This window comes from Candidatus Polarisedimenticolaceae bacterium (genome assembly GCA_036275915.1).
Taxonomy (GTDB): Bacteria; Acidobacteriota; Polarisedimenticolia; order Polarisedimenticolales; family DASRJG01; genus DASRJG01.
Genome location: DASUCV010000004.1, coordinates 100,737 through 123,491 on the forward strand (window position 1 = coordinate 100,737; position 22,755 = coordinate 123,491).

At 70.2% G+C, this 22,755-nt stretch carries 23 protein-coding genes; 7 read left to right on the forward strand and 16 right to left on the reverse strand.

Annotated elements, in window-relative coordinates; all coding sequences use genetic code 11:
* Positions 1 to 11 precede the first annotated feature (11 nt).
* The 13 genes from VFV19_02585 to recN form a co-directional block, all read right to left on the reverse strand.
* Positions 12 to 1,850: a hypothetical protein gene (locus tag VFV19_02585; GenBank protein ID HEX4823178.1), complete on the reverse strand. Its 1,839-nt coding sequence runs from the start codon at positions 1,848 to 1,850 to the stop codon at positions 12 to 14.
* A gap of 28 nt (positions 1,851 to 1,878) precedes the next feature.
* Complete coding sequence (dnaJ, locus tag VFV19_02590; protein ID HEX4823179.1) at positions 1,879 to 2,988, reverse strand: molecular chaperone DnaJ; 1,110 nt, start codon at positions 2,986 to 2,988, stop codon at positions 1,879 to 1,881.
* Positions 2,989 to 2,991: 3 nt separating this feature from the next.
* A complete protein-coding gene (gene dnaK, locus VFV19_02595) occupies positions 2,992 to 4,875 on the reverse strand; it encodes a molecular chaperone DnaK (GenBank protein HEX4823180.1) in 1,884 nt (627 codons plus the stop codon).
* A 1-nt stretch (position 4,876) separates the two neighbouring features.
* Complete coding sequence (gene grpE, locus VFV19_02600) at positions 4,877 to 5,545, reverse strand: nucleotide exchange factor GrpE (protein HEX4823181.1); 669 nt, start codon at positions 5,543 to 5,545, stop codon at positions 4,877 to 4,879.
* Between the two features lie 10 nt (positions 5,546 to 5,555).
* Positions 5,556 to 6,623 carry a heat-inducible transcriptional repressor HrcA gene (hrcA, locus tag VFV19_02605; GenBank protein ID HEX4823182.1) on the reverse strand — a complete coding sequence of 356 codons (1,068 nt, stop codon included), beginning with the start codon at positions 6,621 to 6,623 and terminating at the stop codon, positions 5,556 to 5,558.
* Entirely contained in the window at positions 6,620 to 7,726 is a 1,107-nt protein-coding gene (gene prfB / locus VFV19_02610) for a peptide chain release factor 2 (GenBank protein HEX4823183.1), read from the reverse strand. Before prfB ends, hrcA begins: the two co-directional genes overlap by 4 nt.
* A gap of 123 nt (positions 7,727 to 7,849) precedes the next feature.
* On the reverse strand, positions 7,850 to 8,416 hold the full coding sequence (locus VFV19_02615; protein ID HEX4823184.1) for an SPOR domain-containing protein: 567 nt from the start codon (positions 8,414 to 8,416) through the stop codon (positions 7,850 to 7,852).
* The gene (locus VFV19_02620) at positions 8,406 to 9,440 is read right to left on the reverse strand and encodes a GGDEF domain-containing protein (protein ID HEX4823185.1); all 1,035 of its coding nucleotides are present in this window, start codon (positions 9,438 to 9,440) and stop codon (positions 8,406 to 8,408) included. The genes VFV19_02615 and VFV19_02620 overlap by 11 nt, the downstream gene beginning before the upstream one ends.
* Positions 9,437 to 10,195, reverse strand: coding sequence for a slipin family protein (locus tag VFV19_02625; protein ID HEX4823186.1), 759 nt, complete (start codon positions 10,193 to 10,195; stop codon positions 9,437 to 9,439). Before VFV19_02625 ends, VFV19_02620 begins: the two co-directional genes overlap by 4 nt.
* 18 nt (positions 10,196 to 10,213) lie before the next feature.
* Positions 10,214 to 11,506 (reverse strand): nodulation protein NfeD, encoded by a 1,293-nt coding sequence (locus VFV19_02630; GenBank protein ID HEX4823187.1) that lies wholly within the window; start codon positions 11,504 to 11,506, stop codon positions 10,214 to 10,216.
* 34 nt (positions 11,507 to 11,540) lie between these two features.
* Positions 11,541 to 13,733, reverse strand: coding sequence for a sulfatase-like hydrolase/transferase (locus tag VFV19_02635; protein ID HEX4823188.1), 2,193 nt, complete (start codon positions 13,731 to 13,733; stop codon positions 11,541 to 11,543).
* A 2-nt stretch (positions 13,734 to 13,735) separates the two neighbouring features.
* The gene (coaD, locus tag VFV19_02640) at positions 13,736 to 14,227 is read right to left on the reverse strand and encodes a pantetheine-phosphate adenylyltransferase (GenBank protein ID HEX4823189.1); all 492 of its coding nucleotides are present in this window, start codon (positions 14,225 to 14,227) and stop codon (positions 13,736 to 13,738) included.
* Positions 14,228 to 14,232: 5 nt separating this feature from the next.
* Entirely contained in the window at positions 14,233 to 15,897 is a 1,665-nt protein-coding gene (gene recN / locus VFV19_02645) for a DNA repair protein RecN (GenBank protein HEX4823190.1), read from the reverse strand.
* 89 nt (positions 15,898 to 15,986) lie between these two features.
* Between recN and VFV19_02650 the strand changes: the two genes are divergently transcribed.
* The 7 genes from VFV19_02650 (at position 15,987) to rpsT (ending at position 21,004) form a co-directional block, all read left to right on the forward strand.
* Positions 15,987 to 16,670 (forward strand): MotA/TolQ/ExbB proton channel family protein, encoded by a 684-nt coding sequence (locus VFV19_02650; GenBank protein ID HEX4823191.1) that lies wholly within the window; start codon positions 15,987 to 15,989, stop codon positions 16,668 to 16,670.
* Between the two features lies 1 nt (position 16,671).
* Positions 16,672 to 17,112, forward strand: a complete 441-nt coding sequence (locus tag VFV19_02655) for a biopolymer transporter ExbD (protein HEX4823192.1) — start codon at positions 16,672 to 16,674, stop codon at positions 17,110 to 17,112.
* The gene (locus VFV19_02660) at positions 17,109 to 17,873 is read left to right on the forward strand and encodes a TonB family protein (protein HEX4823193.1); all 765 of its coding nucleotides are present in this window, start codon (positions 17,109 to 17,111) and stop codon (positions 17,871 to 17,873) included. Before VFV19_02655 ends, VFV19_02660 begins: the two co-directional genes overlap by 4 nt.
* Positions 17,873 to 19,168, forward strand: coding sequence for a Tol-Pal system beta propeller repeat protein TolB (tolB, locus tag VFV19_02665; GenBank protein ID HEX4823194.1), 1,296 nt, complete (start codon positions 17,873 to 17,875; stop codon positions 19,166 to 19,168). The genes VFV19_02660 and tolB overlap by 1 nt, the downstream gene beginning before the upstream one ends.
* An 82-nt stretch (positions 19,169 to 19,250) precedes the next feature.
* Positions 19,251 to 19,823 carry a peptidoglycan-associated lipoprotein Pal gene (gene pal, locus VFV19_02670; protein ID HEX4823195.1) on the forward strand — a complete coding sequence of 191 codons (573 nt, stop codon included), beginning with the start codon at positions 19,251 to 19,253 and terminating at the stop codon, positions 19,821 to 19,823.
* The gene (gene ybgF / locus VFV19_02675) at positions 19,820 to 20,653 is read left to right on the forward strand and encodes a tol-pal system protein YbgF (GenBank protein ID HEX4823196.1); all 834 of its coding nucleotides are present in this window, start codon (positions 19,820 to 19,822) and stop codon (positions 20,651 to 20,653) included. The genes pal and ybgF overlap by 4 nt, the downstream gene beginning before the upstream one ends.
* A gap of 84 nt (positions 20,654 to 20,737) precedes the next feature.
* The gene (gene rpsT, locus VFV19_02680) at positions 20,738 to 21,004 is read left to right on the forward strand and encodes a 30S ribosomal protein S20 (protein ID HEX4823197.1); all 267 of its coding nucleotides are present in this window, start codon (positions 20,738 to 20,740) and stop codon (positions 21,002 to 21,004) included.
* Here rpsT and VFV19_02685 read toward each other — a convergent pair.
* From VFV19_02685 to VFV19_02695, 3 genes are all read right to left on the reverse strand, one after another.
* Entirely contained in the window at positions 21,001 to 21,414 is a 414-nt protein-coding gene (locus tag VFV19_02685; GenBank protein HEX4823198.1) for a MauE/DoxX family redox-associated membrane protein, read from the reverse strand. The two genes, rpsT and VFV19_02685, sit on opposite strands and share 4 nt — an antisense overlap.
* A gap of 16 nt (positions 21,415 to 21,430) precedes the next feature.
* Positions 21,431 to 22,081, reverse strand: coding sequence for a rhodanese-like domain-containing protein (locus VFV19_02690; GenBank protein ID HEX4823199.1), 651 nt, complete (start codon positions 22,079 to 22,081; stop codon positions 21,431 to 21,433).
* Positions 22,082 to 22,167: 86 nt separating this feature from the next.
* Positions 22,168 to 22,731: a CBS domain-containing protein gene (locus VFV19_02695; GenBank protein HEX4823200.1), complete on the reverse strand. Its 564-nt coding sequence runs from the start codon at positions 22,729 to 22,731 to the stop codon at positions 22,168 to 22,170.
* Between the last annotated feature and the right edge of the window lie 24 nt (positions 22,732 to 22,755).

Here is a 22,755-nt window from a genome sequence, read left to right on the forward strand (position 1 = left end):
CGAATCCTAGCTCAGGGACAGGTCGTGCTCTGCCGGCCGTCGCCGTAAGGGCCGACCCCGCACGCGCTCACGCCGCGGACCACGTACCAGAAGCCGTCGCCGATCGCGGGGTCCTCGGCATCGAACGCCGAGGTGGCCGCGATCCCCGACGCGAGGCACAGCTCGCCCCCGCCTCCCGGCCCTACGGGCAGATCGGAGATCAGGCCGCGAAGCACCGACGAGGCGCTGCTCGCCGGAGCGGCGGTCCACGAGATCGTCGTCATCCCACCTGCTTGCTCGAGGGTGACGGTGTCGCCGACGTCGTCGGGAAGACTCGGACCGGTGCCGCTGCAGACGCCGCCGGAGCACGCGTCGCCCGTCGTGCAGGCGTTCGCGTCGTCGCACGTGGTGCCGTCCGGCTTCGCCGGCGTCGAGCAGAGGCCGGTGCCGACGCTGCACGTGCCCGCGGTGTGACACTGGTCGATCGCCGTGCACTGCACCGGCTGCGTCCCGGTGCACACGTTGGCGAGGCATCGGTCGACCTGCGTGCAGGGGTTGAAGTCGTTGCAGAAGGTCCCGTTCGGCGCGAGGCCGCACGGATTGGGCACGACCGTCGAGACGAGCGCGAAGTTCTGCAGCCCGGAGGTGAAGAGGTTGATCGTCGCGTTGGCGGTCCCCGGGCCCACGTTCGCGTCGAAGCGGAAGTTGTACAGCGTTCCCCACCTCAGCGCGTTGGCGTTGGGATTCGTCGCGAACGTGTCGGTCGCCCACGTGATCGCATTCGAGGAGACCGTGGCGGTCCAGTCGGTGCCGTCGAACGCTTCGTGGTCGTAGTCCACGTCATGGAAGCCGATGTTCGTGATCGTCGCGCCGGGCTCCACGGGAACGACGAACGACTGCGCTGACCGGTGGTTGGTCACGTTCTGGATCGCGTACTCGTAATGCCATTGCCCGCCGCCGAGATCGGTCGCCTTGGCGGCGACGATGAACATTCCCTCGGGGCCGGGGACGATCGTCTCCGTGACGGTGGGATCGGTCGCCTTCCATGCCTGAACGCCGGCCTTCTGCTGCACCGTCGTTCCCGTCAGGTTCATCGTGAATGGGGACGTCCCGGTGAACGTCGCCGGGCGGTACGACGCGTTGTTCGTGTTCTTCTTCGCCGTCGCGTCGTCGTGGGTCACGTACTGTCCTTCCGCGAAGTAGAGCGCGCCCGGGTTCAATGCCGGATCGATGTCGACGTCGTGGATCTGCAGACGCTTGGTGATGACGGTGGCATCGGGCGGAAGGGTCGTGATCCGCGAGTCCGGGTACGGGAAGACGCCGGTATACGGGTCGACGGCAGCCTTCGGGCCGAGACGCGTCTGGCTTCCATTGAGGCCGGAATCGTAGGGATCCGAGCAGTTGACGCCGAGGTGATTACCGTTCGGCGGGACGTCGCACGAGGCGCTGCACACGTTGCCGGCGAGTGCGGTGAACCCGTGCTTCAGCCATGACTGGCCGATCTGCTCGAATCGTCCGTCCTTCAGGCGGAAGACGTTCTGGCCGATGACCGGGTGCTCGGCGCTGCTCCCGATCCAATTGAGCCAGCAGGTGCCGACGTTGCAGGAGACCGTTCCCACCGAGTAGGCCGAGATCCCGCCCACCGTCCCCCAGCGCGTCGGCGTCGTGAGGTCGCCGACGATCACGTCGGGAAAATCCCCGTTGAGCTGGCAGCTGTCGTCGCAGCACGAATTGGCGGTGCCGTTCGACGAGCCGTCGTCGCACGCCTCACCGGCTTCGAGAACGCCGTTGCCGCATGCGGCGCGCGCCGAGGAGACCGTCATCGTGGAGGCAAGCGCGAAGGCGATCGCGAGCAGAGAGCGTTTTTTCACCGCGCGAATGTACGACGAGCCGCGTCCGTCAGGAGCCGAAGATGTCTTTGACGCGCTCGAAGAGGCCGCGCCCGGGGGCGTCGACACCGTCCAGGACGGCGAGCTTCTCGTAGAGCTCGCGCTGCTCGGGGGTGAGACGCTCCGGGGTGACGACGCGCACGTGGACGTGGAGGTCGCCGCGAGCGGAGCGGTCGAGGGCCGGAAGCCCCTTGCCGCGGAGGCGCACGACGGTTCCGGACTGCGTCCCCGGGTCGAGCTCGACCTCTTGGTTGCCGCCGGCGAGGAGCGGGACGGCGAGCGTGGTGCCGAGGGCCGCCTGCGCCATCGTGATCGAGACTTCCATGTGGAGCTGAGGGCCCTCACGCGTGAAGACCGGGTGGTCCGCCACGTGGAGGAGCACGTAGAGGTCGCCGGCGGGTCCGCCGTCGGGGCTCGCCTCGCCTTCCCCCGAGATGCGGAGGCGCATGCCGTCGTCGACCCCCGCGGGGACGCGGACGGTGACCGACTTCTCGACGCGGACGCGCCCGCGGCCTTCACACGTCTTGCAGGGCTTGACGATCTTCTTCCCCGACCCCCCGCAGGTGCCGCAGGTGCGCGCGATCGTGAAGAACCCCTGCTGGAAGGCGACCTGTCCACGGCCCCGGCAGGTCGGGCAGGTCTGGACGCCGTCCTTCCCCTCGGCACCCGTCCCCCTGCACGTGCCGCAGCGGTCGAGGCGCGGAATGCGGATCGGCGTCTCGATGCCCGCCGCCGCCTGCTCGAACGTCAGCTCGAGGTCGTACTGGAGATCTTGGCCGCCGCGCGGGCCGCGACGGCCGCCGCCGAAGATGTTCCCGAAGCCGAAGAGATTGCCGAGCACGTCGCCGAAGTCGGCGAAGACGTCGGCGTCGAACCCCGAGAAGCCGGGCTGGGCGCCGAGCCCAGCGCGGCCGAAGCGGTCGTAGCGCGCGCGCTTCTCCGGATCGGAGAGGACGGAGTACGCTTCCGCGGCCTCCTTGAAGCGCTCCTCCGACGCCTTGTCACCGGGATTGCGATCGGGGTGAAAGCGGACCGCCATGCGGCGGTAGGCTTTCTTCAGCTCGTCCGGGCTCGCGTCGCGCTCGATTTCCAGGACTTCGTAGTAATCACGCTCCGCCAACCGCTACGCCTCCTCGACCGTGTCGGCGGATTCCCCTTCCGCCTGTCCGTCGGCGCCCTCCTCACCCGAGGAGAACGCGCTCGGATCGTAGAGGATGACCTCGGACAGGATACGACCGACCTCGCCGATCCGCTCCAGCGCCGTGGTGCACTCGGAGGCGCTGCCGGACTCGAGCGCTTTCCTGGCCGTCTCCAGGATCTTGCGAACCCCGGTCTGCTGGTCGGGCTGGAGCATGGCGCCGAACTCGGCGAAGGTCTTCTGGTTCGATTCGACGAGACCTTCCAGGCGCGTGCGGATGCGGATGAACTCGGCCCGGCGACGGTCTTCCTCCTCGTGCTTCTGCGCGTCCGCGATGATTTCCTGGATCTCGGACTCCGAGAGACCGCCGGCCGGCGTGACGATGATCTTCTGCTCGCGCTTCGTCGCCATGTCGCGCGCGGAGACGTTGACGATCCCGTTGCTGTCGATGTCGAAGGTGACCTCGATCTGCGCGGTCCCCTTCGGCGCGGGCGGAATGCCGACGAGATCGAACCGCCCGAGCGACTTGTTGTGCGCGGCGATCTCGCGCTCGCCCTGGAGGACGTGGACTTCGACCTTCGACTGGTTGTCCGCGACGGTCGTGAAGATGCGCGACTTCCGCGTGGGGATCGTCGAGTTGCGGTCGATGATCTTCGTGAACATCCCGCCCCTCGTCTCGATCCCGAGCGAGAGCGGGGTGACGTCCAGGAGGACCATGTCCTTGACGTCGCCCTTCAGGATCCCCGCCTGGATCGCGGCGCCGATGCCGACGACCTCGTCCGGGTTGATCTCCGCGTTCGGCTCGCGGCTGAAGATCTGCCGGACCGTCTCGATGACCTTCGGCGTGCGCGTCTGGCCTCCGACCAGGACGACCTCGTCGACGTCCTCGGGCCTGAGGCCGGCCATCCGCATCGCCTCCTCGCACGGCCCGCGGGTCTTCTCGATGAGGTCCTCGACGAGCTCCTCGAACTTGGCCCTCGTGAGCGTCGTGTTGAGGTGGCGCGCCCCGCTCTCGTCGGCGGAGATGAACGGCAGGTTGATCTCGGCGTTGACCACCGTGGAGAGCTCGCACTTCGCCCGCTCGGCGGCTTCCTTGAGGCGCTGGAGCGCGAGGCGGTCGGACCGGAGGTCGATCCCCGTCTCGGTGTGGAACAGCGCGAGGAGCCAGTCGACGATGCGCTGGTCGAAATCCTCGCCGCCGAGGAACGTGTCCCCCGACGTCGATTTGACCTCGAAGACGCCCTCGCCGAGCTGGAGGATCGAGATGTCGAAGGTGCCGCCGCCGAGGTCGTACACGGCGATCTTCCGCGGGGCCGTCCCCTCGTCGAGGCCGTACGCGAGGGCGGCCGCCGTCGGCTCGTTGACGATGCGGAGGACGTTCAGCCCGGCGATGCGTCCCGCGTCCTTGGTCGCCTGCCGCTGGCTGTCGTCGAAGTACGCCGGGACGGTGATGACCGCCTCGGATACCTCGGCACCGAGATGATCCTCGGCCATCTCCTTGAGACGCGTCAGCAGGTAAGCCGAGAGCTCCTGCGGGGAGTAGTCGCGGTCGCGGACATGGATCCAGGCGTCGGAGTTCGCCGCCGAGACGATCTGGTACGGGACGATCTGCCGGGCCTTCCCGACCTCGGGCGAATCGAACTTCCGCCCGATGAGCCGCTTCACGGCGTAGATCGTGTTCTGCGGGTTCGTCAGCGCCTGGCGCTTCGCGATCTGCCCGATCAGCTTCTCGCCGCGCGGCGTGAAGGCGACGATCGAGGGTGTCGTGCGGGCACCTTCGCGGCTCGCGATGACGCGAGGCTTGCCGCCCTCCATGACCGCGATGCAGCAGTTCGTGGTGCCGAGATCGATGCCGATGACTTTGCCCATGTCAGGACTCCCTTCGATCGCCGGGATCACCGTCGTCGTCGCCGCCGATGCGCACGCGCACCATCGCCGGCCGGACCAGGCGATCGTGCAAGAAGTAGCCGCGCTGGAACACCTGCGTCACCGTGTGCGGCGGTGCGCTCGGGTCGGGGTCGGTCGCGACCGCCTCGTGGAGCGCCGGATCGAACGTGGCACCGACGCTGTCCATCGCCCGGAGGCCTTCCTTCTCGAGGATCTGGAGGAGCTGGCGGTGGATGAGGCCGATGCCCTCGACCACCGCGTCCGCGGTGCCGCCCGGGCGCACCGAGAGCAGCGCACGCTCGAAGTTGTCCAGCACCGGCAGGATCCTCGCGACGAGATCGGAGGTCGCGTAGCGGAGATGATCGAGCCGCTCGCGCTCGCCGCGCTTCTTGAAGTTCTCGAAGTCCGCCTGGAGCCGGACGAGACGATCGCGGAGATCGCGGATCTCCTCGTCGCGGCGATCCGGCTCCGGCGGAGTGTCGGACTCGGCCGGTTCCTCGAAGACGAGCTCGACGTCGTCCTCCGACGCCGCCTCCTCCGGGACGTCACGGATCTCCTCGCCGTTCTCGTCGACCGAGACGACCTCGAGGATCTCGATGTCGTCCGTTCCTTCTTGGTCCGGCGGGATGCGCCGGGCGGGATCGATCGGCATCGGGTCCCCCTCAGGCGCCTGGATGGGTGAGGAATCGTGTCAGAAGATGCGCGAGATAGTCGACGAGCGCGATCGCACGGGCGTACTCCATCCGCGTCGGGCCGACGATGCCCACCGTGCCGAGCACGCGATCGCCCGTGCGGTAGCTCGCCGCGACGAACGAGAGATCGGCGAGGCTCGACTCGGGGTTCTCGTGGCCGATGACGACCTGCACCCCTTCGTCGCCGAGCACACGCTCCAGGAGGTCGACGAGCCGGCCCTTCTGCTCGAGCGTCTTCAGGAGCGACTTCGTGCGGTCGAGGTCGCCGAACTCCGGCGCGCCGAGGAGGTTCGACGCCCCCTCGACGAGGACGTCCTTCCCGTCGCGCTCGAGCGAGAACGCGTCGGCCCCCAGCTTGAGGAGGCGGGCGCGCAGGCGATCGACCTGCGCGCGCTCCTCGGTGATCTCGCGCGCGATCGCCTCGCGGATCTCCGAGAGCGGCTTGCCGCCGAAGCGCACCGACAGCTCGCGCCCCATGAGGTCGAGGTCGGCCTGATCGAACGGCTCGAAGACGTGGAGGATGCGGTTGTGGACGACCCCCGACCGGTCGATGAGGATCGCCACGACGCGGCGCGGATCGAGCCCGATGAACTCGAGCCGGTCGACGACGACCCGGCGCATCTCCGGCGTCAGGACGACCCCGACGTGCTGGCTCACCCGCGAGAGCTGGCGCGCGGCTTCGGCGAGCAGCTCGGGGATCTCCCCGCGCCGGTGCTCGAGCGCGAGGTCGATCTCCTGCGCCTGCCCGGCCTGGAGGCGGGCCTGGCCCATGAGATGGTCGACGTAGAGCCGGTAAGCGCGATCGGTGGGAACGCGGCCCGCCGACGCGTGCGGCTGGAGGAGGAGTCCCCGTTCCTCGAGATCCGACATCACGTTCCGGATCGTCGCCGGCGAGAGGTCGAGCCCGGAGCCCTGCGAGAGGGTTCTCGAGCCGACCGGCTCGCCGGTGATCACGTGCGCCTGGATCACCGACTTCAGGATCTCGAGCTGGCGCTCCTCGAGCGCGCTCAGGTCCCGCGGGTTCGGGTCCTTGCTCATGCCGGGCTCGCGCCGCGCGTCAGGCTCGCCTCGCGGCCGCTCGTGAGGAACGCGCGGATGAAGCCGTCCAGGTCGCCGTTCAGAACGCGATCGGCGTCTCCCATCTCGTGGCCGGTCCTGTGGTCCTTGACGAGCCGGTAGGGCGCCAGGACGTACGAGCGGATCTGGCTCCCCCACTCGATCTTCTTCTTGTCGCCGACTTCCTGCGCCATCTTCGCTTCGGCGGCCTCGCGCGCACGGTCGGCGAGCTTCGCCTTGAGGATCCCCATGGCGACGTCGCGGTTCCGGTGCTGGGAGCGCTCGTTCTGGCAGGTGACGACGATGTTCGTGGGGAGGTGCGTGATGCGAACCGCCGAGTCGGTGACGTTGACGTGCTGGCCGCCGGCGCCCGACGACCGGTACGTGTCGATGCGGAGGTCCTTGTCCTCGATGACGATGTCGACGTCGTCCTTCACCTCGGGGATGACGTCGACCGACGCGAACGACGTGTGGCGCCGCGCCTGGGCGTCGAACGGCGAGATGCGCACGAGGCGGTGCACCCCGCGCTCCGCCTTGAGGTATCCGTATGCGTTGGGACCCTCGACGCCGATCGTGACGCTCTTGATCCCCGCCTCTTCGCCGGCCTGCCAGTCGAGCGTCTGGACCTTGAACCCTTTCCGCTCGGCCCAGCGTGTGTACATCCGGTAGAGCATCTCGGCCCAGTCCTGCGACTCGGTGCCGCCGGCGCCCGGGTGGATCTCGACGATCGCCGCCGAGGCGTCGTGCTCGCCGGAGAGGAGCGTCCCCAGCTCCGTCTCCTCGACCCGGCCGGCGAGAGCGGCGACGGCGGCCTCGAGGTCCGTCCCGACGTCCTCGCCCTCGCGCGCCAGCTCGTGCATCGTGCGGGCGTCGTCGAGCAGTCCGCCGAGGACACTTGCAGTCTCGATGCTCTCGGTCAGGCGGGAGCGCCGCTGCTGGAGCGTTTTCGCCCGGTCGGGATCGCTCCAGACTTCCGGGAGGCTCAGGTCGCGCTCGACGGATTCGAGCTCGGCGTGCTTCCGGTCGACATCAAAGGAACCTCCGGAGCGACTCGACTTTTTCGGCGAGCTGCTCGATATGGGCACCGAGGTCCTGAAGGTCCGGAGCGCGCACGATCCCCTCCACAGGCTCGAAATTTAGGACTCACCCGGGCTCAGGCAAGTCCGCACCGAAAAATAGCATAGGGCCGTGGGTCCGGAGGGTGCGGCCTAGCCCCCCACCTTCACGACCCATGTGCTGTTTTGACCGTCGCGGTGGAGCTTTTCCGCTCCGGCATCGGCCAGATCCTTCGTCGCGTAGCCGCCCACACGGACCTTGTAGAGGCTGCCCGAGCGCCCCTCGGCCACGGCGTCGGCGCGGACCGGATAGCCGAGCCCGCGCAGGGTGCGCACGACTTCCTGCGCCGCCTGCTGGTCGCGGCCGACGAAGACCTGGACGTACCACGACCCCGGCGTCGCGCTCGCGACGGGAGCGGGCACCGGTGCCGTCGGCTGGAGCTGGGCCTCGCGCTTCGGCTCCGCTTCCTTGCCAGGACCCGTCGTCGTGTCGAAAAAGGTCGGCTTCTCCGCCGCCTCGGCCGGCTCGGACTCGACGTTGCCGAGCGGGTCCGCGGACGCCGAGGCCGCGCGGGTGGGCGCGTTCCACCTCTCGACGGTGCGTCCGAGCGTGAACGCGCCGTAGAGGAGGGCGAGGAGCACGCCGCCGGCGACGAACAGGGTCAGCCCTTCGAGGCGCAGCTCGCGGGGCTCGTCCCTTCCCCCACCCTCAGGCGCCATCGGGGTCACGCTTGCGCTCGGCGGTGGCGATGCCGTTCTTCGTCGTCGACTTGATCGTCTGCATCGCGCGGTCGGCCCTGAGGACCAGCTCCTCCTTCGTCCGCGCGTGGAGCGGGAACGACGCGATGCCGAACGACGCGGTCATCGGCTCGCCGCGGGCGGAGCGCAGGCCGACGAGGAACGGCCGGCCGCAGATCGCCTCGCGCACGCGCTCGGCGACCTCCATCGCCCCGTGCCACTCCGTCTCGGGGAGCACGATGCAGAACTCGTCGCCGCCGAACCGGAAGAGCTTGTCGAATTTCCGGATCTTGCCGCGCACGCGCTCCGAGACCTCGAGGAGCGTCCTGCTCCCCGCGGCGTGGCCCAGGCGCGTGTTGACGTCCTTCAGGTTGTCCATGTCGAAGAAGATGAGCGACATCGGCGCCTTGAAACGGTTCGCGCGCGCCATTTCCTCGAGGATGAACTCTTCGAAGTATCGGCGGTTGAAGCAGGAGGCGGTGTCGTCCTTGATCGTCAGCTCGCGGATGGCGCGCACCTGCATCGCGTTCGTGATCGCCGGGCGCACGCGGATCGCGAGGTCGGTGAGCGCTGCGGCGACGTCGCGCGCCGGGTCGAGGAGCACGACCGCGGCAACCGCCTCGTCGTTCCGTCCGCGGAGCGGCACGGCGAGTGCGCGCACGCCGTCGGCAGCGAGCGGGAACGCGCCCTCGGCCCAGTCCGAAGCGGCGCGCAGGCGCACCGCGTGACGGAGGCTGTCGAGGCGCGGATCGCCCGACGCGAGGCTGGCGGCCACCGGTGCCAATGCGACACCCTCCGGGTCGGGTCCGAAGGCGACGCCTTCCTTCGCGGCGGCCCACCCTCGCGCGGCGTCGAGGAACACGGCGAGCTGCTGCTCCAGCTCGAGGCACTCCGCCACCGCGAGCGCGCACTCGAGCGGCGACGGCTCGAGCGCCGCGGGCACCGCGCGCGCCGTCTTGGGCTCGCGGGCGGCCTTCACCCCCGCACCGCTGCGCCGCTCGCTCATTTGTCCCCGAGGAACGGCCGAATGAGATCGATCGGCAGCGGGAAGACGAGCGTGGAGTTCTTCTCGGACGCGACCTCGGTCAATGTCTGGAGGTAGCGGAGCTGCAAGGTGACCGGGTTGCGTCCCAGCTCCTCCGCGGCGGCGGCGAGCGCGGTCGCCGCCTGCCGCTCGCCGTCGGCGTGGATGATCTTGGCGCGCTTCTCGCGCTCGGCCTCCGCCTGCTTCGCCATGGCGCGCTGCATCTCGCTCGGAAGGTCGACGTGCTTGACCTCGACCGCCGACACCTTGATCCCCCACGGATCGGTGTGCTTGTCGAGGATCGTCTGCAATTGCTGGTTGAGCCTGTCACGCTCCGAGAGCAGCGTGTCGAGCTCCACCTGGCCGAGGACCGAGCGGAGCGTCGTCTGCGAGAGCTGGCTCGTTGCGTAATGGAAGTTCTCGACGTCCACGACCGCCCGGCGCGGGTTCATCACCCTGTAGTACACCACCGCGTTGACCTTCACCGAGACGTTGTCGCGCGTGATGATGTCCTGGGGCGGCACGTCGTGGACGACCGTGCGCAGGGAGATCCGCACCATCCGATCCGCGATCGGGATCAGAAAGAAGATGCCGGGCCCGTAGTCCATCGGCCTCAGGCGTCCGAGCCGGAACACGACGCCGCGCTCGTACTCGGGCAGGATCTTGACCGAGTTCGCCACGAAGAAGGCGACGACGACGACGGCGACGATGAGTCCCGCGGAGAAGTGCTCGATCATGCGTCCCCCGTTTTCCGATCAGACCTTGGCGTCGACTGATTCGACGTCGACGACGAGATCGTGCACGCCGACGACGCGCACGCGCGCCCCGGCGGGCAGAGGCCCCGACATTCCCTTCGCCTGCCAGATCTCGCCGTGGACGAACACGGTCCCCTCCGGCTCGAGCGGATGCTGCACGACCCCGATCTCCCCGCGCAAGCCCTCCACGCCGGTCGCCAGAGGCGTGCGGCGGGCCTTCACCGCGAGCCGCGTCGCGCCGAAGCAGATTGCCGCGAGCGTCAGGCTTCCGGGAAGGACGACGGCGAGCGGTGGACGGAGATCGCCGCCGGACCCTGGAAAGAGCAGGACCGATCCGAGCACGACGGCGACGGTGCCGAGCGCCGCGAGCAAGCCGTGCGACGCGATCTTGAGCTCCAGGACGAAGAGGACGAGCCCCGCGAGCACGAGGCCGATCCCGACGACGGACACCGGAATGTTCCTCGCCCCGACCGCGAAGAGTATGAGAGCGAGGACGCCGACGAGCCCGGGAACCCAAGCGCCGGGGTGGTTGAACTCCGCGTAGAGCCCGGCGAGTCCGATGATGAAGAGAAGGAACGCCACGGTCGGGTTCGCGAGGAACTCCAGAGCGTTGTCGGAGCCGGTCCTCGGCTTCTCGATCACCTCCGGCGAGGCGAGCGCCAGGGTCACGGTCGTCCCGTCGAACCGCTTCACGACGCGGCCGTCGAGCTGCTTCAAGAGGTCGGCCCGGTCCTTCGCGACGAGATCGACGATCTTTCCGGCGACCGCGGCACGGTCGGTGAACGATTCGGCGGAGACGACCGCCTTCTCGCAGCTCACCGGGTCGCGGCCGCGGTGCTCGGCGATCGAGCGCGCGAGCGCGGCGAGGTCGTTCGTCATCTTCTTGAGGAGGACGTCCCCCTCGTCGCTCTTCCCCATGCCGTAGATGACCGCCGCGGCGCCGGTGCGCGTCCCCGGCGCCATCGCGGCGACGTCGGCGGCGATCAAGAGGTAGAAGCCCCCCGACGCCGCGCGCGCGCCGGACGGCCCGACCCACACCGCGATCGGGACCTTCGACGCGAGCATCCGCTTGACGACGTCCTCGGTCGCGTCGACCTCCCCACCGGGCGTGTCCATCTCGATGAGGACGAGCGCGTCCCCGTTCGCCTCCGCGGCGTCGATCGCATCCGTGATGCGGCGCGCCGACGCATGGGTGATCTCGGTGTCGAACGTGACCAGCCGCACCGAGGGTGCGGCCGCCCGAGCGGAGACCCCGAGACACACCGCCAACAGGAGGCCGGCGAGGCGGGACATACGGATCGAGTATAGGTGCCGCGAAACGGCAGGGTCAAGGAAGGGCGCGAAGTGCCTCCCGCGCCTTCGTGAATCCCGGATCGAGGGCGAGCGCGCGCTCGTACGCGCGGCGCGCTCCCTCCGTGTCGCCGCGCTTGGCCGCGACCACGCCCAGATAGTAGACCGGCCTCGGGTCGCCCGGCGCTGCCGCGGCGCCGCGGGTGAAGGCGTCGGCGGCCGCGTCGAACGCGCCGGCCTTGAGCGCCGTCACCCCGAGCTTCCCCAGGAGCTCGACGCCGGGGTGCGGGGCCAGATCGACGAGCACCGCATAGCACGCCGCGGCGCGCGCGGCGTCGCCGCTCGCCGCGAGCAGCGCGGCGGCGTCCGGGAGCACCTCGGGGTCGCCGGCCCTCGCGTCGGCGAGCGCCTTCGCGGCCGCGAGGCGCGCCGCGTCGTCGCCGGACGCGGTGGCGAGCGCGAAGCGGGCCGCGAGCGCCATGCCGTTCCGCGGATCGCGGCGCAGCGCCGCGTCGAGGAGCGTCGACGCCTCGTCGAGCCGCTTCTCGGCCACGAGGAGGCGCGCGAGATCGACCGCGGCCGCGTCGCCCGACGGCTCCTCGGCGAGGATCGCCCGGTAGAGCTTCTCCGCCTCCGGGAGCTTCCCGGAGAGACGCGCGGCACCGGCCTCCAGGCCCTTCGCCTTGAGGACGAGCGCCCGCGGCGCGTCGCGATCCGCCTCGGCCGCGGCGACCGCCTGCGCGGCCTCGTCTTCGGCCTCCTTGGCATCGCCGAGTGCGAGGAGCGCCATGACCGCCGTGGTGCGCGCCTGATGGTTCGCGGGGTTCTTGGCGACGATCGCGCGGGCGCCGTCCAGGGCGCCCCGCGCGTTCCCCGCGTCGAGCGCCTCGCGCGCCGCGTCGAGCGCACGCAGCTCCAGGAGGCCGTCCTTCGGATCGATCAGCCGCCCTCCGCTGCCGCCGCCGGGCCCCTGGAGGTACCCCAGCGAGCGGAGCCGCGCCTCCTCGTCGGGATCGAGGTCGCGCCGCGCCGACTCCCCCGCGGGGGGGAATCCGGCGACCCACGCGTCGAGACGATCCGCGAGAGCGCGCGTGCGCGACGCCTCCCCTTGAGAAAGGTCGCGCGCCTCGCCGGGATCCTGCGCGAGGTCGTACAGCTCGGGGCGTGGAGCGCGGATGTACTTGAAGCGCGCGTCCCGGAGCATGCGGAGATCGCTCCACCCGAACTCGAGGCGCGGCATCATCGTCTCCGCGTGAGCGACGGCGTCGTGGCCGTCGTTCTTCCCGTCGATCCGCGTTCTCAGGCTCCGGCCCTCGGCGCGTGCGAGCGGCGGGAGCCCGAGATAGTCGACGAGCGTCGGCGCCAGCGCGGCCAGCTCGACGGGGCCCGCGATCTTTCCGCCGCGCGGCACGAGGCCCGGAGCCCGCAGCAGGAACGGCACGTGCAGCGCACCCTGGTAGAGGAGAAGCCCGTGCGTGGCCTCGCCGTGCTCGCCGAGGCTCTCGCCGTGATCGCCCACGATGGCGAGGACGGCGCGATCGAGGACGCCCGACGACCGAAGCCGCGCGACGAGATCGCCGAGGCAGGCGTCGACGTAGGAGATCTCTCGGTCGTAGCCCGTTCCCGCGAGCGTGCGCCCGGGGCGCTCGGGTGGCGCGTAGGGGGCGTGCGGGTCGTAGTAGTGGACCCAGAGGAAGAACCGTTTCCCGGCATGGGCGTCGAGCCACGGCAGCACGTGCGCGTTGACCTCGTCCGCCGTCCGCTGCGCCTCGAAGACCTGGTCACGGCCGCCGGCGAAGCGGTTCACGTCGACGTCGTCGTAGACGTCGAACCCCTGCTCCGTCCCGAACCCGCGGTTCAGGACGTACGCGCCGACGAACGCTGCGGTCGTGAAGCCGGCGGCACGGAGGTGCTCCGCGAGCGTCTCCTCCTCGTCGCGCAGGCGGTAGATCCCGTTGTGGCGCACGCCGTGGCCGTCGGGGTAGCGGCCGGTCAAGATCGTCGCGTGCGACGGGAGCGTGAGCGGCACCTGGCTCGTCGCGTCGAGCGCGATCGTCCCCTCGGCGGCGAGCCGGTCGAGCACCGGCGTCGGCACCGCCTTCCCGCCGAACGCCCCGATTCGATCCGCGCGCGTCGTGTCGAGCGTGACGAGGATCAGCGAGAGATCGTCACGTGGCTTGGGCGCACAGGCGGCGAGCAGGGCCACGCCGAGGACGAACAGGAGCCGCACGGTCAACGACGGACGTTCCGCCCGAACTTCGCGTCGAGCGCCCGCGCGACGCTCGCCGGCACGAGGCCGGAGACGTCGCCGCCGAGGCGCGCGACCTCGCGGACCAGCCGGCTCGAGACGTAGGAGAACGCCTCGCTCGGCATGAGGAACGCGGTCTCGAGCTCGGGCGCGAGGCGCCGGTTCATCATCGCCATCTGGAGCTCGTACTCGAAGTCGGACATCGCGCGGAGGCCGCGCAGGATGAGATGCGCGCCGCGCTGCTTCGCGTAGTCGACGAGCAAGCCGTCGAAGCTGTCGACGACGACGTCGTCCCACGACGCGACCGCTTCCCGGAGGAGCGCGATCCGGTCCTCGACGGAGAAGAGCGGCTGCTTGTCCTCGTTCCTCAGGATCGCGAGCACGAGCTTGTCGACGTGCTTGCGGCCCCGCTCGACGAGGTCCAGGTGGCCGAACGTCACCGGGTCGAACGTGCCGGGGTAGATGCCGATGCGCATGCCGCTCATCTCCTGCCGCCGCGCGCCTCTTCGAGAAGCTCGGCCGCGTTCTCCCTCGCCGCCTCGGTCGTCTTCTTCCCGCCGAGCATGCGGGCCAGCTCGTCGACCCGCGCCTCGCCGTCGAGCACCACGATCGCGGTGTGGGTTCTCCCGCCGCGCGCGCGCTTCGAGACATGGTAGTGGGACCGGGCGTGCGCGGCGACCTGCGGCAGATGGGTGACGCAGAGGACCTGGTGCGCGGCCGCGAGGCGCGCGAGCCGCGCGCCGACCGCGAGCGCCACCGCCCCCGAGACGCCGGCGTCGACCTCGTCGAAGACGAGCACGCGCCGGTCCTCCGCCACGTCGGAGGCGACGTGGAGCGCCAGGAGCACGCGGGACAGCTCGCCGCCGGAGGCCGACCGCGCGAGCGGCCGCGGCGGCTCGCCCGGATTCGCCGCGAGCTGGAATTCCGCGCGCTCGTTCCCCCGCGGGTGCGCCGTCCCGCCGCGCGGCGCGAGCACGACCGTGAAGCGAGCCTTCGGGAGCGCCAGGGGCGCGAGCTCGTGCTCGACCGCCCGGCCGAGTCGCGACGCGGACTCTTCGCGCAGCCGCGTGAGATCGCCCGCTGCGTCGTCATAACGCCGCGCGACCAGATCGCGCGCCTCCGCCGCAGCCTCGACTTCGGCGTCGATGTTCGCCAGCGTGCGCAGCTCGGCGGCCGCCTCGTCCGCGAGCCTGAGGGCGTCGGCCTCGTCGGGGCCGAAGCGCAGGAGCAGGCGCTCGATCGCCACGCGCCGGGTCTCGATCGCGTCCAGGCGCGCGGGGTCGAAATCGCGCGCGTCGCGATAGGCGGTCAGGGTGTCCCGCACGTCCTCGATCTCGACACGCGCGGCGGCCAGCCGGCCGGAAAGCGTATCGAGCGGCGGGTCGATCGCCGCCAGCTCGTCCATCCGCCGCTCCGCCGCACGGACGCGCGCCGCTTCGTCGAGAGCGGCGATCGTCTCGTCGAGGAGGCCGGCGACGCGCGAGCCGTTCTGGAGCACCGCGCGCTCGCGCCGCAGCGCCTCGAGCTCGCCTTCTCTCGGCGCGGCCTCGCCGATCGCGCGGACGGTCTCGCGGAGAGCCAGCTCACGGGCCTGGCCCTCGCGCGCCAACGCTTGCCGCCGCGCCAGGAGGTCCGCGGCGGATGCGAGCGCGGCGCAGGCGGCCTCGACCCTGGCGAGCGCGTCGGCGTGGCCGCCGAAGGTGTCGAGGATCTCGAGCTGCCGCTCGGGGGCGAGAAGGCCCCGGCTCTCGTGCTGGCCGTGAAGGTCGACGAGGAGATCGCCGATCTCGCGCAACGCGCCGACCGTCGTCGGCGAGCCGTTGACGAGCGTGCGGCCGCTCCCCGATGCCGCGAGCTCGCGGCGGACGACGACCTCGCCCTCGGCCGCGTCGAGGCCCGCGGCGTCGAGGCGCGCCGCGACGGCGGCCGGCGCTTCCGGCTCGAACGCCGCTTCGACGACGGCACGATCGGCGCCTGCTCGGAGCAACGACGCGTCGGCGCGGTCGCCGCACGCGAGGCCGAGCGAGGTCACGACGATCGACTTGCCGGCGCCGGTCTCTCCTGTGATGACGTTGAGCCCGGGCGTCAGCTCGACCTCGAGGTCTTCGATCGTGGCGAGGTTGCGGATGCGCAGCGTTCGGAGCACGAGAGGATCGCTCGGGGAGGCCGTTCCGGGACGCGGAGAATACCACGCCTTGGCTTGTGGGCCGCACGAGCACGCGATAGCATCGCCGGGTGCTGATCCTCGCCGCAGCGCCGAGCCGCCTCGACGTATGGGCGCTCGTCATGGAATCCGGCGCCATGGCGAAGTTCGTGCTCCTCGTGCTGCTGATCTTCTCGGTCGTCTCGTGGGGAATCATCTGGGAGCGCTGGCGCGCCTTCAAGCGCGCGCAGCTCGAGACCGACCGCTTCCTCGACAAGTTCAAGCGGGGCGGCGGACTCGCCGCGATCCAGGACGGAACCGCCGCGATGTCGGCGAGCCCCCTCGCGCATCTCTTTCGCGCCGCGTTCCGGGAGATCTCGCTGAACCCGCCCCCGGCGGAAGGCGCCGACCCGACGACGATCGAGGCGCTCGACCGTGTGCTCCGCAAGAACGCCTCGGTCCAGGTCACCGAGCTCGAGCGCAGCCTCGGGTTCCTCGCGACGACGGCGGGCGCGACCCCGTTCATCGGCCTCTTCGGCACGGTGTGGGGGATCATGAACGCGTTCCACAGCATCGGCGCCGCCGGCACCGCGTCGCTCGCCGCGTACGCCCCCGGGATCGCCGAGGCGCTCGTGGCCACCGCCGCGGGCCTCTTCGCCGCGATCCCGGCGCTCATCGGCTACAACCACTTCATGCGCAAGCTGCGGCTCTTCGAAGCCGGGATGGACGAGTTCAGCGCGGACATGGTCCACCGGGTGCTCGGCCGGCGGAGCTGAGGTGGCGCTCTCGGTCGGGGGCGGGAACGGCCGGTCGGGGCGCCACCGGGCCCTGGCCGAGATCAACATCACGCCGCTCGTCGACGTGATGCTCGTCCTCCTCATCATCTCGATGCTCGCGGCGCCGATGCTTCAAAAAGGCATCCCGCTCGACCTGCCGTCGACCGAGACGGCGCAGGACATCAAGGACCCGCGGACGGTCGTCTCGCTCGACCGGAACGGGCGCATCCGGATCAACGACACGCCGGTCCACCCCGATCTCCTCGAGCAGCGCATGCACGCGCTGATGGCGTCCTCGCCCGAGGAGACGGTGTTCCTCCGCGCCGACCGCCTCATCCCATACGGCGAGGTCCTCATCGTGATGGACCACATCCGGAAGGGCGGCGTGAAGCGGGTCGCGCTCGTCACGGTGCCGCTCGAGGCGGGAAGGCCGGCGCGATGAGGGTGATCATCCGGTTCGGCTCGCGTCTCTCGCGGTTCGTGTCGGGATCCGCCGCGGCGCACGCGCTCGCCCTCGCGGTCGTCCTCGTCGTCCCGTTCACGCGCGCGCGTCAGGCGCCGATCGAGAACGCGACCGTCGTCGCCCTCGCGGGGCCGATCGGCGGCTCCCCTCCCGCCTCGGCGCCTCCGGCTCCGCCGGCCGCGAAGCCGGAGCCGCCCGCCCCCGCGCCGCCTCCCAAGGAAGCGCACACGGTGAAGGAAATTCCGGCGGCGCCGAAGGTCAAGGTGAAGCCCGAACCGGCCGTCAAGAAGAAGGAAGCGCCGAAGGAGCAGCCGGAGCCGGTGAAGCCGGCGGCTCCCGCGACGGAGAAGCCGGCGGTGCCGGGAGCCGGCACGGGGGCCGGCGCCGGCGCGAAGCCGGGTCCGGGCGCCGCGACGGGGATCACGGCGTCCGTCGGAAACGGCGACGCGAGCCTCAATTGGTACGGCGCTGCGGTCAAAGCCGCGCTCGAAGCGGCATGGCAGAAGCCGTACCTCGACGATCAGACGCAGACGTACTCGGTCGTGGTCGCGTTCGAGATCGCGAAGGACGGAACGACGCGCGACGTGCACGTCGTCGAGCCGTCCGGTGTTCCGAGCCTCGATCGCTCCGCCGTGCGCGCCGTCATGGAAGCTTCGCCGCTCCCTGCCGTGCCGCCGACCTTCGCCGGCGACGTCGTCCCCGTGACGATGCGCTTCAACCTCAACCCGGAAGGCCGCTGATGCTCCGCTCGTCCTGCCTCGCCCTCCTCCTCGCCGCCGCTCCCCTGCTCGCGCAGCAGACGCCGCCCCCTCCGGGCGGGATCGGCGGCGTCATCACGGGAACGGGGTTCACCAAGATCAAGATCGCCGTGCCGGATCCGGTCACCGACGGCACGCTCGCTCAGGCCGCGCGCGAGATCGGACAGACGGTCCGCGACGACCTCGACTTCTCCGGCTACTTCGAGGTCGTCCCGCCCTCGCTCTATCCGCTCGCCGCGACCTCGCCCGAGACGACGCCCGACGCCAAGTGGGCGAGCCTGGGTGCCGGGGACGTCGCCTTCTCCCGCCTCGGGTCGGTGTCCGGCCGCCTCGACTTCCGCGCGCGCCTGCAGACGACGTCGCCGGCCTCGACCCTCTTCGACCGCCGTTACGGCGGTCCGCCCGACCTCGCGCGGCGCGTCGCGCACCAGCTCGCCGACGACATCGTGCAGCAGCTCACCGGCCAGCCGGGGATCGCGTCCACCTGGATCGCCTTCGTCTCCTCGCATGACAAGGGGAAGGAGATCTACATGATGGACTACGACGGCCAGCGCGTGCGCCGCATCACGACGACGAACTCGATCAACCTCATGCCGACCTGGTCGCCGGTCGCCCAGCGCCTCGCCTTCATGACCTGGCGGTCGGGCCCGCCGGCGATCGACATCCTCGAGAGCGACGGCCGGATCGCGCGCGCGCAGACGGCCGGCGGGACCCTGAACATCGCGCCCGACTGGGCGCCCGACGGCCGGAAGATCGTCTACGCCTCGAATGCGGCCGGGAACGCCGACATCTACATCCTCGACCTCGCGGCGGGGCGGAGCACGCGCCTCACGAACTCCCCCGCGATCGACACGAGCCCGTCGTTCTCGCCGACGGGGCGCGAGATCGCCTTCACGTCGGACCGGTCGGGCGCGCCCCAGATCTACGTCATGGACGCGGAGGGGCTGAACCCGCGGCGCCTCACGTCGGGGGACGAGTACGCCGACGCGGCGGCGTGGTCGCCCAAGGGCGACAAGATCGCGTACGCCTCGCGCGTCGACGGACGCTTCGAGATCGTCGTCGTCGACGTCGCGAGCGGCGCCGCCACGACGATCACGCACCACGAAGGCAACAGCGAGAACCCGCGATGGGCTCCCGACGGACACCACATCGTCTTCTCGTCGAACCGTGCGGGCTCGTACGACATCTACACGATGCGATCCGACGGCACCGACGTGCGGCGCCTGACGCGCGGCGGCGACTGCATCACGCCCGATTGGTCGCACCGCGTGCCGTAAGAACGCCGCAGCGGGGTTGCGATCGCGGAGGAGCGTGGCTAGACTCGCCGGCGAACGGCCCACCATAAGGAGTCCAGCCCTGATGAGAACGTTGAGCCGCTTCCCCCTCGTCCTTGCAGTCGTAGCACTCATGGCGCTCGGCGCCACGGCCTGTTCGACGAAAGCGAAACCGTCGGCCACTCCCGACACGACCACCGCCGCTCCTCCGCCGGTGGAGACGAAGCCGGCACCGGAACCGGCGCCCGTCGCCGCCGAGCCGTTCCCCACGCAGCAGGTCGACAAGGCCCCGGTCGAGACGTCGATCGACGACCTGAACCGCCAGGGCGTTCTCAAGACCATCTACTTCGCCTACAACAGCAACGATCTCGACGACGCCTCCAAGGCGACCCTCCAGGCGAACGCGTCGTGGCTCAACGCGCATCCGACGCACACCGTCGAGATCGGCGGCCACTGCGACGAGCGCGGCTCGATCGGCTACAACGTCGCGCTCGGCGACCGCCGCGCCAACTCGGTCAAGGAATACCTGACGACGCTCGGCGTCAACGGCGGCAAGCTCTCCGCCATCTCCTACGGCGAGGAGCGCCCCGCCGATCCCGGCCACACCGAGGCCGCCTGGTCCAAGAACCGGCGCGCCGAGTTCACGATCAAGTCGTGACGAAAGGCGCCCGCGCCGTCCTGGCGGTCGTCCCCGCCCTCGCCCTCTGGGGCTGCGTCATGCCCGATCAGATGGCGCAGCTCCAGAGCGACGTGGCGAAGGTGCAGCAAGAGCTCGCCGCGGTCTCGAAGACTCAGGGCGAGCTGTCGCAGAAGGTCACCGACCTGCAGGCGAAGGTCGGTTCCGGCGACACCGTGAAGCGCTCCGAGATCGCCGATCTCACGTCCCACGTCAACGACATCGTCAGACAGAACGCGGCGACCGCCGACAAGGTCGACCAGGTCAACACCCGCGTCGACCGGCTGTCGCAAGACGTCCAGGCGGCGCGGGAGTCGGCGCGCCGCGCGGTCCCGCCGCCGGCAGACCCGGTCCCGGGGGCGACCACCGCACCCGGAGCCGTTCCCGTTCCGGTCCCGGTTCCTCCTCCCGGCGGCGCCGCCGCGGGCGCGATGACGAACCCGAACTCGCTCTACACCTCCGCCTACGCCGACTTCTCGAAGGGCAACTACCCCCTCGCGATCCAGGGGTTCGAGGAATACGCGGAGAAGTTCCCCGAGGCCGATCTCGCCGACAACGCGATGTACTGGATCGGCGAGTGCTACTTCAGCCAGGGAAACTACAAAGAAGCGATCGGCGCCTTCGACAAGATGCTCGCGAAGTACCCCGGCAGCGACAAGGCCGCCGCGGCGAACCTCAAGAAGGCGCTCGCCTTCGTCCAGAGCAACCAGATCGGACAGGGGGTCGAGCAGCTCCGCTACGTCGTTGCGACCTACCCGGGCAGCGACGAGGCCCGGATCGCCAAGGACAGGCTCGCCACGCTGGGAAAATAGTCGGCCGCTGAGCCTCTGACTGTCGACTGTTGACTGTCAACTGTGAACTGCTAACATCCCCGGGCTTTTCGGAGGTCTCGCGACATGGCGTCTCATGCTTCGGCGGTCAAGAAGAACAAGCAGGACATCAAGCGGCGCCTGCGCAACCGTGCCCATCAGAGCAGGCTGCGCACCCAGATCAAGAAGGTGCGCCAGGCGGTCGCCGCCGGCGACGGGCCGACCGCGCAGAGCCTCATGAAGGACATGATCGCGCTCGTCGACCGCACCGCGAAGCACGGCGTCCTCCATAAGAACGCCGCGGCGCGCACGAAGTCGCGTCTCACCCGCGCGGTCGCGAAGCTCTCCGCCTAGCGCCTTTCGATCGACCCGACGATCCCGAGGGCCAGCATCCCGAGGTTCTCGGCCAGCTTGCGCAACCCGATCTTCGCCGCGCCCGCCTTCCCGAAGCAGCCGCAATCGAACGAGAGGCCGCGCGCCATCGCCTGGATGACGCCCACCGTGAACACCGCGAGGAGCAGCGTGTAGACGATCGCTCCCGCCCGCGGGCGCACGCCCGTGACGAGCGCGAGCCCGGCGACGAGCTCGACCCAGGGGATCGAGACGGCGAGGAGGTTCGTCGCTGCGATCGGAACGACCGGCTCCAGGTGGAAGTTGTGGATGCTCCCGGCGAACGCCGTGAGATCCGCGATCTTCGGGAGCGCCGCGGCGAGGAAAATGAGCCCGCACAGGATCTGGGCCCCCCGACGGACGGTCGGGTGCATCAGGAACGACTCCACGTCAGGACCCCGCGCCCTTCTCGACCGGATAGCTCGCGCCCGACCACTCGGGCCAGCCGCCGGTGAAGACGAGCACCTTGTGCTTGCCGGCGGCGACGAGCGCGAAGCCGAGGTTCATCGAGAGCTCGCAGGTGCCGCCGCCACAGTAGACGATGATCGGCTTCCCTCTCGGGTCGAACTTCTCGAGGCGCGCCGGGTCGGTGGTCGCCTGCTCACCGGGAAGGCTCACAGCGCCTGGGATGTGGCCGCCGGCGTACTCCTCTGGATCGCGCGCATCGACGAACGTCGCCGCCTTCGCATCGAAGAATTCCTTCACCTTCGGGAGCTGGATCTGGATCGGCCGCGGGAGGTCGGGAACGTCGAGCCCGGAGGCCGTCCCCTGCGCGCCGAGGCCGAGCGGATCGTTGTTGGTGGGGTCGTTCGCCGCCGGCGCCGCAGGAGGCGGGGTCGCGGAGGCAGCCTTCGCCGTCACGTCGTCGAGGGTGTCGAGCTTCTGCGGCTCGTAGCGCCACGCCAGCCCATCCTTCGCGCTTCCCATGCGCACGAGGACGTTCTGCGCCATCCCGAGACCGATTCCCAGGACCATGATCCCCAAGATGCCCTGCCAGAGCCTCGATCCGTTCTCGGTTCCGTCGGACCACCAACGATCCATGCGCCGCTCCTCGTCCGTCGCCGCGAAAGCGCGGGACGCCGGGTGATTCTAAGGTCGGCGGGACCTGGCGGCAAAGAGTGCCGCGATCAGGCGGCGCGGTGGCGGCGCGGGCGCGCCTTCGCCGACTTCCTCGCCTTCGGCTTGGCGCGCTTCGCCGCAGGGCGCCGCTTGGCGGCCGGCTTCGACCCATTGGGGCTGTCGATGACGCGAAGGAGATCGAGCGCCGAGATGATGCCGGCGACCTTCTTCCCCTCGCGCACGATGACGCGGTGGATGTGGCGGCGCGTCATGAGGCGCGCGATCTCGCCGACGGGCGTCGTCCCCGAGACCGCGTGGACGACGGGCGTCATGACCTCCTCGACCGTCGCCGTGTTCACGTCCTCGATCTGGAAGCCTTGCGCGATCGGACGGCCGTCGACGCGGGCCCTCTGATAGAAATCGGACGGAACGATCAGCTCGTCGTCGCGCGAGAGCTGGTAATAGAGGAGATCGGTCTGCGAGATCACCCCGCAGAGATCGCCCTCGAGATCGAGCACGGGGGCTCCCGTGATATTGCGGCTCAAGAAGAGCTTACCCAGGTCCCTGAGGTCGGTGTCCTTGCGGACGCAGAAGACGTCTTTCGACATGATGTCCGACGCGACGTAGGTCATGGCGCCTCCTTGAACCGTGCCTCG